At 57.9% G+C, this 16,744-nt stretch carries 13 protein-coding genes and 3 tRNA genes; 11 read left to right on the top strand and 5 right to left on the bottom strand.

Annotation, left to right across the window (positions count from 1 at the left end):
- Positions 1-13: 13 nt before the first annotated feature.
- Complete coding sequence (gene dcd, locus PMI27_RS07720) at positions 14-580, bottom strand: dCTP deaminase (protein WP_007904652.1); 567 nt, start codon at positions 578-580, stop codon at positions 14-16.
- Between the two features lie 354 nt (positions 581-934).
- Here dcd and PMI27_RS07725 point away from each other — a divergent pair, with 354 nt between their 5' ends.
- Complete coding sequence (locus tag PMI27_RS07725) at positions 935-1,144, top strand: cold-shock protein (protein ID WP_002554837.1); 210 nt, start codon at positions 935-937, stop codon at positions 1,142-1,144.
- Positions 1,145-1,314: 170 nt separating this feature from the next.
- Here PMI27_RS07725 and PMI27_RS07730 read toward each other — a convergent pair whose 3' ends face one another.
- Positions 1,315-2,322 carry a DUF481 domain-containing protein gene (locus PMI27_RS07730; protein ID WP_008153937.1) on the bottom strand — a complete coding sequence of 336 codons (1,008 nt, stop codon included), beginning with the start codon at positions 2,320-2,322 and terminating at the stop codon, positions 1,315-1,317.
- A 163-nt stretch (positions 2,323-2,485) separates the two neighbouring features.
- On the opposite strand from PMI27_RS07730, the gene PMI27_RS07735 reads away from it, so the two are divergent.
- The 4 genes from PMI27_RS07735 (at position 2,486) to PMI27_RS07750 (ending at position 7,280) form a co-directional block, all read left to right on the top strand.
- On the top strand, positions 2,486-2,839 hold the full coding sequence (locus PMI27_RS07735; RefSeq protein WP_008153938.1) for an MGMT family protein: 354 nt from the start codon (positions 2,486-2,488) through the stop codon (positions 2,837-2,839).
- Between the two features lie 44 nt (positions 2,840-2,883).
- The gene (locus PMI27_RS07740; protein WP_008153940.1) at positions 2,884-4,449 is read left to right on the top strand and encodes an AmpG family muropeptide MFS transporter; all 1,566 of its coding nucleotides are present in this window, start codon (positions 2,884-2,886) and stop codon (positions 4,447-4,449) included.
- 144 nt (positions 4,450-4,593) lie between these two features.
- Complete coding sequence (locus PMI27_RS07745) at positions 4,594-6,309, top strand: proline--tRNA ligase (RefSeq protein WP_008153943.1); 1,716 nt, start codon at positions 4,594-4,596, stop codon at positions 6,307-6,309.
- A 17-nt stretch (positions 6,310-6,326) separates the two neighbouring features.
- Positions 6,327-7,280 (top strand): hypothetical protein, encoded by a 954-nt coding sequence (locus PMI27_RS07750; protein WP_008153945.1) that lies wholly within the window; start codon positions 6,327-6,329, stop codon positions 7,278-7,280.
- Positions 7,281-7,377: 97 nt separating this feature from the next.
- Here PMI27_RS07750 and dinB read toward each other — a convergent pair whose 3' ends face one another.
- The gene (gene dinB, locus PMI27_RS07755) at positions 7,378-8,439 is read right to left on the bottom strand and encodes a DNA polymerase IV (protein ID WP_008153950.1); all 1,062 of its coding nucleotides are present in this window, start codon (positions 8,437-8,439) and stop codon (positions 7,378-7,380) included.
- A gap of 300 nt (positions 8,440-8,739) precedes the next feature.
- On the opposite strand from dinB, the gene PMI27_RS0229685 reads away from it, so the two are divergent.
- The 5 genes from PMI27_RS0229685 to PMI27_RS07765 all read left to right on the top strand — a co-directional run bounded on the left by PMI27_RS0229685 (position 8,740) and on the right by PMI27_RS07765 (position 13,638).
- A tRNA-Met gene (locus PMI27_RS0229685) sits at positions 8,740-8,816 on the top strand.
- A 231-nt stretch (positions 8,817-9,047) separates the two neighbouring features.
- Positions 9,048-9,124: transfer RNA gene (locus tag PMI27_RS0229680), tRNA-Met, on the top strand.
- Positions 9,125-9,345: 221 nt separating this feature from the next.
- A tRNA-Met gene (locus PMI27_RS0229675) sits at positions 9,346-9,422 on the top strand.
- 278 nt (positions 9,423-9,700) lie between these two features.
- On the top strand, positions 9,701-12,343 hold the full coding sequence (gene mprF / locus PMI27_RS07760) for a bifunctional lysylphosphatidylglycerol flippase/synthetase MprF (protein WP_008153952.1): 2,643 nt from the start codon (positions 9,701-9,703) through the stop codon (positions 12,341-12,343).
- Entirely contained in the window at positions 12,343-13,638 is a 1,296-nt protein-coding gene (locus tag PMI27_RS07765; RefSeq protein ID WP_008153954.1) for a virulence factor family protein, read from the top strand. Before mprF ends, PMI27_RS07765 begins: the two co-directional genes overlap by 1 nt.
- A gap of 789 nt (positions 13,639-14,427) precedes the next feature.
- Here PMI27_RS07765 and PMI27_RS07775 read toward each other — a convergent pair.
- Together PMI27_RS07775 and PMI27_RS07780 are read right to left on the bottom strand one after the other, a co-directional pair.
- Positions 14,428-15,126: a hypothetical protein gene (locus tag PMI27_RS07775; protein WP_008153959.1), complete on the bottom strand. Its 699-nt coding sequence runs from the start codon at positions 15,124-15,126 to the stop codon at positions 14,428-14,430.
- A 1-nt stretch (position 15,127) separates the two neighbouring features.
- A complete protein-coding gene (locus PMI27_RS07780; protein WP_008153961.1) occupies positions 15,128-15,895 on the bottom strand; it encodes a hypothetical protein in 768 nt (255 codons plus the stop codon).
- A 486-nt stretch (positions 15,896-16,381) separates the two neighbouring features.
- Here PMI27_RS07780 and PMI27_RS07785 point away from each other — a divergent pair, with 486 nt between their 5' ends.
- On the top strand, positions 16,382-16,696 hold the full coding sequence (locus tag PMI27_RS07785; protein ID WP_008153963.1) for a DUF3077 domain-containing protein: 315 nt from the start codon (positions 16,382-16,384) through the stop codon (positions 16,694-16,696).
- Positions 16,697-16,744: the final 48 nt, after the last annotated feature.

Below are 16,744 nucleotides of genomic sequence, written 5' to 3'. Positions count from 1 at the left end.
CCAGACGAACGGATCAGGTGCGTGGCAGGGTGACGCCGCGCTGGCCCTGATATTTGCCGCCACGGTCTTTGTAGGACACTTCGCACTCTTCGTCGGATTCAAGGAACAGCATCTGTGCCACGCCTTCGTTCGCGTAGATTTTCGCCGGCAGATTGGTGGTGTTGGAGAACTCCAGGGTCACATGACCCTCCCACTCAGGCTCAAGCGGCGTGACGTTGACGATAATACCGCAGCGCGCATAAGTGCTTTTACCCAGGCAAATGGTCAATACATTACGCGGAATGCGGAAATACTCGACGGTGCTGGCCAGGGCGAAGGAGTTCGGCGGAATGATGCACACGTCGCTGTGGATGTCGACGAAGCTGCCGGCATCGAAGTTTTTCGGGTCGACGATTGCCGAATTGATGTTGGTGAACACCTTGAAATGATTTGTGCAACGCACATCGTAGCCGTAGCTTGACACGCCGTAGGAGATCACACGGCTATCGTCGCTGCCGCGCACCTGGCGCTCTACGAAGGGCTCGATCATGCCGTGCTCTTGCGCCATGCGGCGAATCCACTTGTCCGATTTGATGCTCATGGCGGGTGTCCTGAATAGCGAGGTGGAAAAAATCTGTCCGGCATCTTACCGGGCGCGCGCTTCGGGTTCAAAGTCCGGGTCACAAATCTTGGCAATCCCCCGTAATTTCCGGCCCTTGGGGGAAAACCAGCGGACCGTCAGTCATGAAAACAGAGAAACCTTCGCCGCAAGCATTGGCACGTTCCGGAAAAAGGGTTAAGGTGGCGCCACTGTGCTGCTTGTGTCACTGAGAATCTCTACACGATATGTTGAATTTCGATCCAACCATCTACAAGAATTTTTCCTGCTCTTTGCACTCAGTCTCGGCCAGGGTTCTTCCTGAGTCGCAGTTATCTTTGTTCAAGGAGTTACACCATGTCTAATCGCCAAACTGGTACCGTTAAGTGGTTCAACGATGAAAAAGGCTTCGGCTTCATCACTCCACAATCCGGTGACGACCTGTTCGTTCACTTCAAAGCTATCCAATCCGACGGCTTCAAAAGCCTGAAAGAAGGCCAACAGGTTTCTTTCATCGCTACCCGCGGTCAGAAAGGCATGCAAGCTGAAGAAGTTCAAGTTATCTAACTTGTACTTGCTTTAGTAAAAAGCCCCGCCCTCAAAAGCGGGGCTTTTTTGTGGGCGTATGTTTTTGCTACGCAAAAAAAGATCGCAGCCTTCGGCAGCTCCTACAGGATGTATGTCAATCCAATGTAGGAGCTGCCGAAGGCTGCGATCTTTTGATCTTTAAGCGGCGCTTACCAGGCCACGCCAAACCCGGCGGTGTACCGGGTCTTGTCCAAATCAGCCTCGTCGGTGCCGCTGATGATGTCTCTCTCGGCCTTCAGGTTAAGCGACGCCCATTCGGTCACTTTGTAGCGCAAGCCCATTTCAGCATCGAGCGCGTAATCCGCCACGCCCGACAAAGGCCTGCCTACTTCGCCATTGGTGAAGAATTCCACCTTCTTGCCGATCAGGTAGCGGTTGTAGTCCCACTTCATCGCCAGGGAGTAGAAGTTTTCCTTGCTGCCGTCAGCGAACTCATAGTCCGTGCGGTTGACCAGCGACCCCAGCGAGAATGCGCCCAGCTCGTCGTCCCAGAATTGGTAACCGGGGCCGGTACCGACGGTGCGCTGACGAGAGAGTTCTTCGACCTTGTCGCGTTTATAGACTGCGCGGCCCTGCCAGAACCACTTCTCGGTCAGGAAGCGGTCGAGCGAGTATTCGCCCCGCCAGTTGTCGGTAGTGACCACGTCATCCTGAAATTCGCGGTTGTACTCGCCTTCTGCGGTGTGTCGCCATTTGCCATGACGCGCAGTGGTCTTGAAGTCGATATCGTAATCGTCGGTGTCTTTCTCGGCCCGCTGATAATCCAGCGCTGCATCGACATTACCCTTCCACACCAAATCCTCGATGACAGGCTTGGGCTTGAGAATCTGCTGAATGCTTGCCAGCTCCACAGTCTTGGGAGCGTCGCCATTGGCCAGGGTGACCTTGCCGTCTTCTGCCGCATGCAGCGCCTTGGCCTTTTCACCGGTGTAAGCGTCCTGCTTGACCAGCAACTGCTGATCGCTTTCCAGGGTTTTGACCTGCTTCCAGTCGATCGGGACGGCACCGGCGTATTCGGTCTGGATCAACAGCTTGCCGCCATCAAAAACGGTGATCTTGCCGCTCAGCTTGTCACCGTTCTTCAACCAGACGGTATCGGCGAGCAAGGGCGTGGAGGCACTGGCGACAGCAAGGCACAGCAGGGTTCTGGACAACATAAGCAAATACAGGCTCAAATTTGCGAAAAAAAGTCGGCATTATCCATACGAATAAGGCCCTAACAAGGACTGACCCGACTATTTCTATTGAGTTCATTTCTCAATAGGCGATCCAGGATTTACTCTACAGACGGTAAGGCGAACTTTTTCAGGAACTGCCGACGTGACCGACTCAACCACTGAAACCGATAGTCCGGCGCAAATCCGACGCACGGCGCTGTACCTGACTCTGGCGCAAGTCCCAGAAGGCAAAGTCGTGAGTTACGGTCAGCTCGCCGAGCTGGCGGGACTGGGTCGCGCCGCCCGCTTCGTCGGGCGGACACTGAGCCAACTGCCGGGCGACAGCAAATTACCCTGGCACCGCGTGCTCGGCGCCGGCGGGCGTATCAGCCTGCCTGCAGGCAGCCCTTCAGGGGATGAACAACGCGCGCGTTTGCGCATGGAGGGCATCAGTATCCTGAACAATCGTGTTGATATTCAGCGCCATGGCTGGCGCCCGGTAGAGCACAGCGGTTAGAGTGCGCGCTTTGTTTCCGTATTTCTTGAGGCAGACTCCAGCCCATGCCCCGTAAAACCTGGCGCGCTGCGCTCGCCGCCTATGCCAGCCCCTCGACGCTTGTACTGTTGCTGCTTGGTTTCGCCGCCGGCCTGCCCTACATGCTGGTGTTTTCGACACTTTCGGTCTGGCTGCGCGAAGCTGGCGTAGCGCGCGAAACCATTGGCTATGCAAGCCTGATCGGCCTGGCCTACGCCTTTAAATGGGTCTGGTCACCGCTGCTCGACCAATGGCGCCTGCCATTGCTCGGCAAGCTCGGTCGCCGACGTTCCTGGCTGGTGCTCTCCCAGGCGCTCGTCATTCTCGGCCTGATCGGGATGGGTTTCTGCGACCCGCAAAAGCATTTGTCCTGGCTGATCGCTATTGCTGTGGTTGTCGCCTTCGCTTCGGCGACGCAAGACATCGCAGTCGACGCCTATCGCCTGGAAATCGCCGACGACACCCGCCAGGCCGCGCTCGCCGCCAGTTACATGTCTGGTTATCGGATCGCCGCGCTGCTGGCCACCGCCGGCGCCCTGTTCTTCGCTGAAGGCTTCGGCTCCACCGGTTTCAACTATAAGCATTCGGCATGGGCCGGCACCTACATCCTGTTCGGCGCCTTGATGGTTCCAGCGCTGCTGACCTCCTTTTTCATGCGCGAACCGCCGGTGCCGCTACGCACGCAGCTTCAGGCCGGGCGTTACAGCTTTGTGCATCAACTGGCATCGGTGTTTGTGCTGATCGTGCTGCTGGTTTCCGTGCCGGCCATGTTCACCCAGCTGTACAACACCGATTTCGCCAGCGTGCTGTTCGAAGGCGTGAGCGTGCTCGACCTGCTGCTCGAAGACCGCGCGTTCCTGCGGGCGATCCTCTACACCACCCTCACCGCTATATGCCTGTCGGCCATTGGCCGCCGTGGCCTGGCGCCGGTACTGACGCCGATCAACGACTTTATCCTGCGCTACCGTTGGCAAGCGTTCCTGCTGCTTGGGCTGATCGCCACCTATCGGATGTCCGATACGGTCATGGGCGTGATGGCTAACGTGTTCTACATCGACCAGGGCTTCACCAAGGATCAGATTGCCAGCGTCAGCAAGATCTTTGGCCTGATCATGACCCTGGTCGGCGCCGGCATGGGCGGCCTGCTGATTGTGCGCTTCGGCATCTTGCCGATTCTGCTCATCGGCGGCATTGCATCAGCCGGCACCAACCTGCTGTTCCTGATGCTCGCCGACATGGGCGCCAACCTGAACATGCTGATCCTCACCATTTCCCTGGATAACTTCAGTTCGGGCCTGGCGACCTCGGCGTTTGTCGCCTACCTGTCGAGCCTGACCAACTTGAAGTTCTCCGCGACCCAGTACGCCCTGCTCAGCTCGATCATGCTCTTGCTGCCACGCCTGATCGGCGGCTACTCGGGGGTCATGGTGGAGAAATTCGGTTATCACAATTTCTTCCTGATCACTGCCCTGCTGGGCGTTCCGACGCTGCTGTTGATCGCGTTGCACTGGTTCCAGGAAAGCCGCCGCGAAGGCCCGACGCCAACGCCGACACCAGAACCGGTTCCGACCCAGGTCGCGGAAGAATCGTAGGTTCTTTAGCAGGAAGCAGCGCAGAGGGCGCGGGGATTCCCGCCCTCCCGCCACACCCCGCCGACCGCACGCCTGTACGCCAGCAGATCTCGCCCGTACAATGCTCCGTCATTTCTCGTCATCAGCAACCGACAACGGCCAACCATGCGCACCAGTCAATTTTTGCTCGCCACACAGAAAGAAACGCCTTCCGACGCGGTCGTGATCAGCCATCAGCTGATGCTGCGCGCCGGCATGATCCGCAAACTCGCCTCGGGCCTGTACACCTGGCTGCCGATGGGCTTGCGAGTGATGCGCAAGGTCGAAGCCGTCGTTCGTGAAGAAATGAACGACGCGGGCTCTCTCGAAGTGTTGATGCCGAGCACCCAACCGGCTGAGCTGTGGCAGGAATCCGGTCGCTGGGAAGAATACGGCCCTGAATTGTTGCGTTTCAAGGATCGCCACGGTCGCGATTTCTGCGCCGGCCCGACTCACGAAGAAGTCATCACCGACCTGATGCGCAACGAGTTGAGCAGCTACAAACAGCTGCCGATCAACCTGTACCAGATCCAGACCAAATTCCGTGACGAAATCCGTCCACGCTTCGGTTTGATGCGCGGCCGCGAATTCATCATGAAGGACGCCTATTCCTTCCACGCTGACCAGCCATCGCTGCAGGTCACCTACGACCGTATGCACCAGGCGTATTGCAACGTGTTCACCCGTCTGGGCCTGAAATTCCGCCCGGTTGAAGCCGATAACGGCTCGATCGGTGGTGCTGGCTCCCACGAGTTCCACGTGCTGGCCGAATCCGGCGAAGACGATATCGTCTTCAGCAACGGCTCCGACTACGCGGCGAACATCGAGAAAGCCGAAGCCGTGCCACGCGAGACCTCCCGCGCTGCACCTGCCGAAGAGCTGCGCCTGGTCGACACACCGAACGCCAAGACCATCGCGCAACTGGTCGAAGGCTTCAACCTGCCGATTGAAAAGACCATCAAGACCCTGGTGGTTCACGCTGAAGAGAAAGGCAAGCTGATTGCCCTGATCATCCGTGGCGACCACGAGCTGAACGAAATCAAGGCCGGCAACCAGCCAGGCGTTGCCAGCCCGCTGGTCATGGCCTCCGAAGCCGAACTGCGCGACGCCATTGGCGCCGGCGCCGGTTCCCTGGGCCCGCTGAACCTGCCGCTGCCAATCATCATCGACCGTTCCGTCGAATTGATGAGCGACTTCGGCATCGGTGCCAACATCGATGACAAACACTACTTCGGCGTGAACTGGGAGCGTGATCTGCCGGTTCCGACCGTTGCCGACCTGCGCAATGTGGTCGCCGGCGACCCGAGCCCGGATGGCAAGGGCACCCTGGAAATCAAGCGCGGCATCGAAGTCGGGCACATCTTCCAGCTGGGCAACAAGTACAGCAAAGCGATGAAGTGCGAAGTGCTGGGCGAGAATGGCAAGCCTGTCACCCTGGAAATGGGTTGCTACGGTATTGGCGTGTCCCGCGTGGTGGCTGCAGCCATCGAGCAGAACAACGACGCCAACGGGATCATCTGGAGCGACACGCTGGCCCCGTTCCAGATCGCTCTGGTACCGCTGCGCTACGAAACCGAACAGGTTCGCGAAGCCACCGACAAGCTGTATGCAGAATTGACTGCCGCCGGCTTCGAAGTACTGCTGGACGACCGCGACAAGAAAACCAGCCCGGGCATCAAGTTCGCGGACATGGAGCTGATCGGCATTCCTCACCGGATCGTGGTCAGTGACCGCGGCCTCGCCGAAGGCAATCTTGAATACAAGAGCCGCACCGAGCCTGAAGCGCAAGCGCTGCCGGTCGCAGACGTGCTGGCCTTCCTTCAGTCCCGTATCCGCCGCTGACACCAGATAGAGAAGTCATGTTCAAGCGAAACACCTTAGGCCTCGGTGGTGCCGCCCTGTGCGGCACCCTGCTGGTCAGCGGCTGTGCCAATCACATGTCACAACGTAGCGAGCACGAGGAACGTGTCGAGCGTAAATTGCTCGATCACAGCCTGCAGATTGATGTCGGCGAGCCAAAGGTGCTTGAGCTGCCGCAACGTCGGGTGAAGATCCACGAGCAGAAGACTTTCGAAGTCACCGAATTCGAAGTCACACGCCACTACGACCGCTACACGCCCTACCAACCCTGGCGGGAGGCTTACGAGATCCCGCTGGGTGCGGTGGCCGTGGTGGCCGGTGTCGGTGCGAACGTGGTCAACGTGTTCGCCCTCGGCAACCTGCCGGACAGCGTGACGAAAGACTGGTTGAGCTACGGTTTCGCCGGGCTCAACCCGTTCATGAACGTGCAGTCTCATGGTCGCGCGCAACAGAACCTGGCGGGAATCGACGAGGTCCAGCTCGACAAGCGCACCGAATACTCAAGCCTGCCATGGAGCGAGCGTCCGGTTGAGGTCAAGGCCGGCAAGGAAACGTTCGAGATGAGCACCGACAAAAACGGTGTATTGCGCGTGAACCTGCTGGACAGCCCGTTCGCCGAACACGACATCAATCATCTGAGCCGGCTGCTGATCAGTGTCCAGGATGCTCAGGACGAGGTGCACACCAATTCGTCTCTGGCGGTCAGTAGCTCCTTGCGCAGCAAGCTGCTCGAAGCTCACGGGCTGATTTACGACGACCTCGAAGACGACGAAGTGAGCCAGTGGGTACACCGGGTCAAACGTTTGTCGGAACTGGGGCTGGAAGAAGAAGCGACCGAACTGGAACAGAGTTTGATCGAACTGACGCGCAACGACCCCGAGCTGCAGACCGAATTCCTCAAGTCATTGACCAAGGATGCTGGGCGACTGGTCGCGGATCCGGGACCGAATTAAAAGCAAAAGCTTCGCGGGCAAGCCCCGCTCCTACAGAAAGCATAAATTTGTAGGAGCGAGGCTTGCCCGCGAAGAGGTCCTGACATTCACCACCGAACTAACGCTCAAACAACTCCATCTGCTCAAACCCGCCCCGCAAATCCTCCAGCCGTACCCCAATTCCCAGTAACCGCACCGGCTTCCCGCCACGATTGAACGCCTGGGTCAGCAACAACTGATAGCTCCCCAAATCCCGCCCTGCCCCGGCCTGCTCCAGAGTGGTCTGGGTGAAGTCATGGAATTTCACTTTGACGAACGGCTTGCCCGGTCGATAGCTGCTGTCGATTCGCGCCATGCGGCCGGCCAGGGTTTCCAGTAACTCGGGTAATTTATCGAGGCAGCTCACCAGATCCGGCAAGTCCACGTCGTAGGTGTTTTCGACACTGATTGACTGCCGACGACTGTCGTTGTGCACCAATCGGTCATCGATCCCACGAGCCAGGCTCCAGAGTCGCTCGCCGAAGCTGCCGAATTCGCGCACAAGCGCCAACTTGTCCCATTCGCGCAGATGCGAACAATCGACGATGCCAAGCCTGCCTAATTTGTCTGCGGTCACTTTGCCAACGCCGTGCAACTTGCTCACCGGCAAACCACTGACAAAATCCTCGACCTGATCCGGCGTAATGACGAACAAGCCGTTGGGCTTCTTCCAGTCGCTGGCGATCTTGGCCAGAAACTTGTTTGGCGCAACGCCCGCTGAAACAGTGATGTGCAGTTGATTAGAGACACGACGGCGAATGTCCTGGGCGATCCGCGTGGCGCTGCCACCGAAATGCGCGCTGTCAGACACGTCGAGGTAGGCCTCATCCAGGGAAAGCGGCTCGATCAAGTCGGTGTAATCGCGAAAGATCGTGTGAATTTCCTTAGAGGCTTCTCTATAGGCATCCATGCGCGGCTTGACAATGGTCAGGTCCGGGCACAGCTTCAAGGCATGTCCGGAAGACATGGCCGAGCGCACCCCATAAGCCCGCGCCTCATAATTGCAGGTGGCGATCACTCCACGTCGATCCGCGGAACCGCCCACTGCCAGAGGCTTCCCGGCCAGGCGCGGGTCGTCACGCATCTCGATGGCGGCGTAGAAGCAATCACAATCGACGTGGATGATTTTTCGCTGCGTCATATAAAAGCAGTGTTCATGGTGAAGAAATGGCGTACTGGCGAGTCAGATCGGCAGTATCTCACTGACACCTGTATATAGCACCAGTACTCTGAATGTTCTTTTCTACTTGTAGGAAAAGCGCCGATAAATTTATTTTCTTAATCGAAAAGCTGCACCTGATAGAACCGAAAGCCTTGCCACACCGGCCTTACAGCCAATCACTCAGCCCTGGTTTCTAGCTAAGCGATTGAACGGGAAGAGGTTTTCTCTGGACTGAAGGTTGACAGCCTGTCGATCCTCTGTAGAATGCCGACACACAGACGCGGGATGGAGCAGTCTGGTAGCTCGTCGGGCTCATAACCCGAAGGTCGTCGGTTCAAATCCGGCTCCCGCAACCAAATATCAAAAAAGGCTACTCGAAAGAGTGGCCTTTTTTGTGCGCGTCTCTTTTGTAAACACAAGATAGAAAGAGCGGGAAACGGCTGACGGCGCAGAATTGAGAAATCGTTCTGATTCCGAAACTTAAGTCTCCCCCCATGACCGTTCGCCGCTCATTTACGCTTATTTGACCCTATTCAGGATTAACGGTAGACACTCAGGCGTTCGTCTGTAGAATGCCGCCACACAGACGCGGGATGGAGCAGTCTGGTAGCTCGTCGGGCTCATAACCCGAAGGTCGTCGGTTCAAATCCGGCTCCCGCAACCAAACATCAAAAAAGGCTACTCGAAAGAGTGGCCTTTTTTGTGCGTGCCTGTTTTATAAAAAATCAGCGCTCTATGCCTTACGGCACAGAAACAAGAAATCGTTCTGATTCCGAAACTTAGGCCCCCCTTGTAACCGTTCGCCGTCGTTTTACACTTATTTGAGCCATACTGGGATTAACGGTTGACACTCCAGCGTTCGCCTGTAGAATGCCGCCACACAGACGCGGGATGGAGCAGTCTGGTAGCTCGTCGGGCTCATAACCCGAAGGTCGTCGGTTCAAATCCGGCTCCCGCAACCAAACATCAAAAAAGGCTACTCGAAAGAGTGGCCTTTTTTGTATCTGTTGAAAAAGTCCTTTCGCAACAATGATCTGCCACTGTGTAGCGAGCCGTTCGGGTTCACCCATGCTCTGAGCCCAGACTATGCTGAGCCACAGACAGAACCCTCTACGACTGATGACGTACCATCGCCGATACCCGGTGAGAGGCGTTAATATTTGTGATTATTTTTTTCTACAGGGATTGGTAACTTGGCTGGATACCCCCATCCTGTCGCGCACAATCCAAGAGGTGATTGATGCGCGCCAACTCGTCTGATCCACAAGACACCGTCACAGCGACACAACCGATCAAGGCCGAGCGTCTGCGCTTGCTTGATCGAATCAGCAAATACCGCCAGCCCATCGGCCTGGCCGTCACTTTGCTGTTGTTCGCTATCGCGCTGATTGCCTGTCGCCACCTGCTGAGCGAACTCGATCTGTACGCTCTGCACGACTCGATTCTCGACGTTCCGAAACCGGCATTATTGGGTGCGCTGGGCGCGACCGTGGTCGGCTTCATTATCCTGCTGGGCTACGAATGGTCGGCCAGCCGCTACGCGGGCGTGGCACTGGCGCCGCGAATCCTGGCCCTGGGCGGGTTCACCGCCTTCGCCATCGGCAATGCCATCGGCCTTTCGATGCTCTCGGGAGGCTCGGTTCGTTACCGTTTATATGCACGCCATGGCCTGGGCGCTTCTGAAGTCGCTCACATGACGCTGTTCGCCAGCCTCTCGCTCGGCTGCGCCCTGCCCCCACTGGCCGCCCTCGCCACCCTCAGCAACCTGCCTGGCGCTTCTGCCGCCCTGGGTCTGTCCGAGATGTTGCTGGGTGTCATCGCCCTGGCCGTTTTGCTGCTCTTCAGCGTACTGGCCATCGGGATTTACCGCCGCCGCCTGCCAGAGCAACCTTACCCGGACAACCTGCTGGTCAAGGTCGGACGCCGCACCTTGCGCCTGCCTGGCCGACGCCTGACGTTCCTGCAACTGATCATCACGGCCCTGGACGTTGCCGCCGCGGCAACCGTGCTCTATCTGTTGCTGCCTGAAGCGCCGCCCTTCGGCGCATTCCTGCTGGTGTACCTGCTGGCCCTGGCCGCCGGTGTACTCAGCCATGTTCCCGGCGGGGTCGGGGTGTTTGAAGCGATTCTGCTGGCCGCCTTCTCCAACACACTCGGCGCTGCGCCACTCGCTGCCGCCCTGCTGCTCTATCGCCTGATCTACGTGGTGCTGCCATTGCTGGTGGCCTGCGTGTTCCTGCTGATCAACGAAGGTCAGCGCCTGTTTCAATCGCGTCAGTCCTTAAGGGTTGCGTCCGGCCTGGCCGCACCGATTCTGGCGGTACTGGTCTTTCTGTCCGGCGTGGTGCTGCTGTTCTCCGGCGCCACCCCGGAAATCGACACACGCCTGGAGCACATCGGTTTTCTGATCCCGCATCGACTGGTCGACGCCTCGCACTTCGGTGCCAGCCTGATCGGCGTGCTTTGCTTGCTGCTGGCTCAAGGGCTGCGCCGCCGACTGTCGGCCGCCTGGATGCTGACCACCATCTTGTTGCTGGTCGCTGCCCTGCTCTCTCTGCTCAAGGGTTTCGATTGGGAAGAAGCCTGCCTGCTGACCCTGACTGCGAGCTTGCTGGGGGTTTTCCGCAGCTCGTTCTATCGCCCCAGCCGTCTGACCGAGGTACCGTTCTCGCCGCTGTATCTGGTGGCGAGCCTGTGCGTACTCGGTGCGTCGATCTGGCTGTTGCTGTTCGCCTATCAGGACGTCCCGTACAGCCATCAGCTCTGGTGGCAGTTCACCCTCGACGCCGATGCCCCGCGAGGCTTGCGCTCGCTGCTCGGCGCCGCCGTGCTGCTGGTGGTGGTGTCCCTGACCTGGCTGCTGCGCACCGCGCGCCCGGTGATTCATCTGCCAACGGCCGATGAGCTGGACCGCGCGGTAAAGATCCTGATGGCCTCCGCACAACCGGATGGCGGCCTCGCCCTGACCGGTGACAAGGCGTTGCTGTTTCACCCCAACGACGAGGCGTTCCTGATGTACGCCCGCCGTGGTCGCAGCCTGGTGGCCTTGTATGACCCGATCGGCCCGACCCAGCAGCGGGCGGAAATGATCTGGCAGTTCCGCGACCTCTGCGACATCCACCACGCCCGCCCTGTGTTCTATCAAGTGCGCGCCGAGAACCTGCCGTACTACATGGACATCGGCCTGACCGCGATCAAGCTCGGCGAAGAAGCCCGGGTCGATCTGCTTCGCTTTGATCTCGAGGCCAAAGGCAAAGAGATGAAAGACCTGCGCTACACCTGGAACCGCGGCACTCGCGATGGCCTGTCGCTGGAGATCTTTGATCCAGGGCAAGCACCGATGGAAGAACTCAAGGTAATTTCCGATGCCTGGCTGACCGGCAAGAACGTGCGCGAGAAAGGCTTCTCCCTCGGTCGTTTCAGCGATGATTACCTCAAACATTTCCGCGTTGCGGTGATTCGTTTCGAAGGGCGCCCAGTGGCGTTCGCCAACCTGCTCGAGACTTATGGTCATGACCTGGCCAGCCTCGACCTGATGCGCGCGCACCCGGATGCCCCCAAGCTGACCATGGAGTTCATGATGGTCGGCCTGATTCAACATTATAAAAATCATGGATACGCGCGCTTTAGCCTGGGCATGGTGCCGTTGTCGGGGTTGCAACCCCGTCGTGGCGCCCCCCTGACCCAGCGTCTGGGCTCGATGGTTTTCCGCCGTGGCGAGCAGCTCTACAACTTTCAAGGTTTGCGCCGTTTCAAAGACAAATTCCAGCCTGACTGGGAACCCCGTTATATGGCCGTGCCCGCCGGACTCGATCCGCTGGTTGCCCTGGCCGACACTGCTGCCCTGATTGCGGGCGGCTTGACTGGATTGGTGAAACGCTGATGATTCAACGCTCCTTGCGGTACGTACTGGCCACACTGGTAGTGCTGGCCCTGATTCTCGGTGGCGGTTACTGGTACCTGAAACGCCCGGCACCCGAACCGACCCTCGAACAGCTGACGCCGGCCGATGGCGCCGCGATGACCCGTGTCATCCCCGGCAACACGCCACGCGCCCAGGTGCTGGTGGCGGTCAATGAAGACCAGAAGCTCAGCAACAAACAGTTGATGACCCTGAGCCGCAGCGGCTCGGCGCAGATTGTTCAGGTGATCCTGCCCAAAGACTGCCTGCTGCAAAGTCGCGCCCTGCAATCGGCCCTGAGAGAACTCAAAGGCCCGGCGACCCTGGTCAGCGGCATCGGCCCTGGCGCCGTGCTGGCGTGGCGCTGGTTGTCCGAGCAGAAGGACGACAAGGCTCAAGCCGTCTCGGTGGACCTAGCCCTGGAAAAACCAGGCTGCACCCACCTGCTACCGAAAAGCGCCGCTCACGGGCACTGGCTGGTGGCCTGGAACGACAACCCGGACGACACCAGCGCCGGTTTCGTGCGCGACCAACCCAACGCCGAAACCAGCATCAGCGACTACGACATTAACCTGCCGCAAGTGCTGAACAACGAACTGCGCAAGATCCTCGTTGGCGGTGACAAAGCCGCTGGCGGCCTGCAGATCCCGGTAGTCGAAGTGCCCGCCGGCCAAGCCAAGGACACCGTGACCCTGTTCCTGTCCGGTGACGGCGGCTGGCGCGACCTTGACCGTGACGTCGCGGGCGAGATGGCGAAGATCGGCTACCCCGTCGTCGGCATCGACACCCTGCGCTACTACTGGCAACACAAGAGCCCGGAGCAAAGCGCCCTGGACCTCGCCGAGCTGATGCAGCATTACCGGCAGAAATGGGGCACCAAGCGCTTCATCCTGACCGGTTACTCGTTCGGCGCCGACGTCCTGCCGGCGATCTACAACCGCCTGGAGCCATCGGAGCAGCAACGCGTCGACGCAATTATCCTGCTGGCCTTCGCCCGCACCGGCAGCTTCGAAATTGAAGTCGAAGGCTGGCTCGGCAACGCCGGCAAAGAAGCCGCCACCGGCCCGGAAATGGCCAAGCTGCCGCCGGAGAAAGTGGTGTGCATCTACGGTGAAGAGGAAGTCGACGAGAGCGGCTGTACCGACAAGACCGCGGTTGGAGAGGCGATGAAACTGCCTGGCGGTCATCACTTCGACGAGAACTACCCGAAATTGGCGCAGCGGTTGGTGGATGTGATCGAGAAGCGTCAAGCGAAGGAGACGGCGGCTCAGGAGTGAGCTGAGTCCCGCCTACGAAAAAGCCCCCGCAGCCTTAAGGTTGCGGGGGCTTTTTTACATGTACAAACTTGAAGCGCTACCCGCTAGCCGGACTTCATGTCGATGCTCTGTGCTTCAAAAGCTAAAGCTGAACATCTATCCACGTTACGTCATCTTCAACAGCGATAAAGTCGCTATCCGGTGCTGCCAGCAAACTGCGTTGCTGCGACTCCGTTAACTCCGCCCAGAAGCCATCGGTTACGAACAACAGTCGCTCACCGACGGCCAATTGGTGAAAAACAAAGTCAGGGGCCGGCGCACGATTAACCTTCAGGCATCGGGTTACCCAGTTTCGAGCCGGATCTTGCGCCAGCTCACAGTGCGAACGGTCGCGCCTCCAATTGGCCTTGCAGTGAGGCGGCGTAATCCACTCGATCGTGCCTGCCGGTGTCACTACACCGCACGAACAGTCCCCCTCATACGCAAGCGTGAGCTTCCCATGAGCAGCAAAACCGATCAGGTAACACGTAGTTCCTGTCTGCTCCGCATACAAAGTGGGGTGAAGCTCGGCCAGCACTGAACCAAGTACTTGCTCAACTGCTCCATGCTCAGTGATATCACCCTCCCGATCCATGTGTTTCGGGTAGGCCGCTAAAACACCTCTTACGAAACATTCAGCCAGTTGGCCACTGCCGGGCTTCGACGTACCGTCCGTGATGACGAACAGCCCTCTGTCGCCGTCGCACAGCGCTCCAGCACAGTCATGATTGGCTTTCCTGGTCCGTCCGATTACTGACCTGCTCGTGTATCTCATGCGCTGCCCAGATCCTTCATGCGCATGTGGATGATTCGCCCTCTACCTGGATTCGCCTGCACCGAGCCCGAGCTTTCAATCACGTAGTCGATACCACTGAGCGCCGTGAGCTTTCGAATTCCAGTCGTAATGAAGCCCTTGAGCTCAGGCTCAGCCTGGCGAACTTCTTCCAAAAGTTCTGTACGACCATCAATCAAAATAATGATGTCTTCGACGTCTTTGTGGTACGGATCGCCCTCACCGCGACCGCTAAATGCCTCTAGCTTCGTCGCAAGAAAGTAGGTCGGTTTAAATATCTGGATGACCGTACCACTGGGCAACGTAAATTTATCAGCCCTCGACAGCCCCTCCACGAACCAACGATTGGCATATCCGAGAACTGCAGGATCAGAAGGCATCACATCAACGACAACGTCGTTGAAGCGGAAACGACAGTTAACTTCATCCTCACCGGTGATCTTGAAGTTCTTGGCCGCCAGCCTTTCTGTGAGGCGTTGCCAGGCGCTAATACCTGCCAGTTCGATCACCAAGTCAACATCATCGGTGAAACGAATGTCGTCCAGCACTGAAGCGTCAGTAACCAGCATGGCCGTGGTGCAACCGCCGACGAAGGCAACCTCAGCGAGAAACTCCTCCCCCAAGCCGTCTGCAACAAACTCTATGAGCTCATAGTTGTGATCAGCATTTGATGACATGTTATTTCAGCCCCATCCCTGCTTTTAGAATGCCAACCGCCACACCACACTCTCGCGGGCCGCCAAGACGGATCGCATCAACAAGCGCAAGATAGTGATAAAGGATTCTGTCCTTCTTCACCGCTTCCGGCACAGTTTTGTAGAGCGGCTCTATCGCCTGACCACGCTCAGTTCCGAGTGCATCAGGCCAAACCGGAATCAGCCCGCCCGCGCTCTTGATACTTTTGGACAGCGCTGGTGCTGCGAAGCCTGTTGGAATACCGCGAACCATTGCGCCCGGCTTCACGGGAAAAAAGTATTTCAGCGCGTGCTCGGTGATTTTCAGCAGCTCTCGCCGATTAACTTTCGCAAGCCCGGTGTCGTAGTCATTGGTCAGCAATCCAGACTCGCGACATCTTGCCATGGAGTTGGAAATCTCACTTTTGCTTAGCCCAAGAGACGCTGACAACGCACGCAACGAGTAAGCTTCACTCCAGCTCGTCAGCGGCGCAGAAGGTACGGATTCCGACCACCCCTCCCATCCATCCTCCTCGCCCAAGGATGAGTCGAACTCCCGGCGGTGGAATACCACGTCTTCACCACCAGTAAGGTAGGTGGCTAGCGACTCCCCCACTCGCCCCCCTGCCGTCATTCGATTTATCTGCCGGGGCTTCAACAATTCCTCAACCCTGTTCGAATTCGACTCAGATTCCATCTTCCCAAAGAGGTTTTCTTCCTGGGCATGCAGGCTGGCCATCTTGAACAAAAGCAAAACATCTTGACTCTTCATGAAGCTAGAAACTCCAAGTGTCCACATTCCATAAAACGTGGACACTTGTCTCATTGAAAATATCGAGCCGTCAAGACCTTCCGATATTTATCAGGTTTCACCGGGAAACCTGCCCCGCCGCGTTTAGTTTTGTTTACTTCAAGGTGTCGCAATATCGGATGACACCCGCAGACCTTGTAGGCAAACTCCGAATCTCGCGTTTGGGCACTTTGATGCCTTGTTGCGCTTTTCTTCGACGGGATACTCTCCGGCTGTCGCTGACCATTCAGCGATCGGGTGTGGTAACCCGGTTAGGCAAAGTGCAACTCCGCTCCCATCACGATTTCGTGCGTTTTTACGTCTGTAATCCCGTGTTATGGCGGCTGTGCGTGAGAGACCTTCGGGTCTGCCGGTTTCTTTGCTCCTCCGGTTTACCACCCTGCGTACAGCTGCCACCCATTCGTGTGGTAACGAATGCGGCAGCTCCTCGTTTTAAGGAGCGAAACAATGAGCAAAACAAATCCGTCCACACCCTCAGAACTAAAAACCATCGGCCTCACCCCCTTCATCTACTGCTCAAACCAGGCACTGTTCCGTGTCAGTCGAGACGTCCCCCTCGGTGACGCGCTAGCCATGGCCTCTGATTTTCTGTTCCTTGCCAAGGAGCTGACTAAAGATGCTGCCTACGCCCGCGACACCGACCGACACTCCTGGGCCGCGCATTACCTGACGGCAATGAGTAAGGCCGTGATTGATGATGCGGTGAAGGTACTGACGCCGCTACCGCCACCTGCCCGGACAAAAGCCGAATCTAAAAAATAGCTGCCCGAAAGCAAATCACACCGCAGCCCTTGTGGGAGCGAGCCTGCT

The organism is Pseudomonas sp. GM41(2012), assembly GCF_000282315.2.
In the GTDB taxonomy this organism is placed as follows: Bacteria; Pseudomonadota; Gammaproteobacteria; order Pseudomonadales; family Pseudomonadaceae; genus Aquipseudomonas.
The sequence above is the reverse complement of the archived record's forward strand: the minus strand, read 5'-3'. Positions and strand labels throughout refer to the sequence as shown.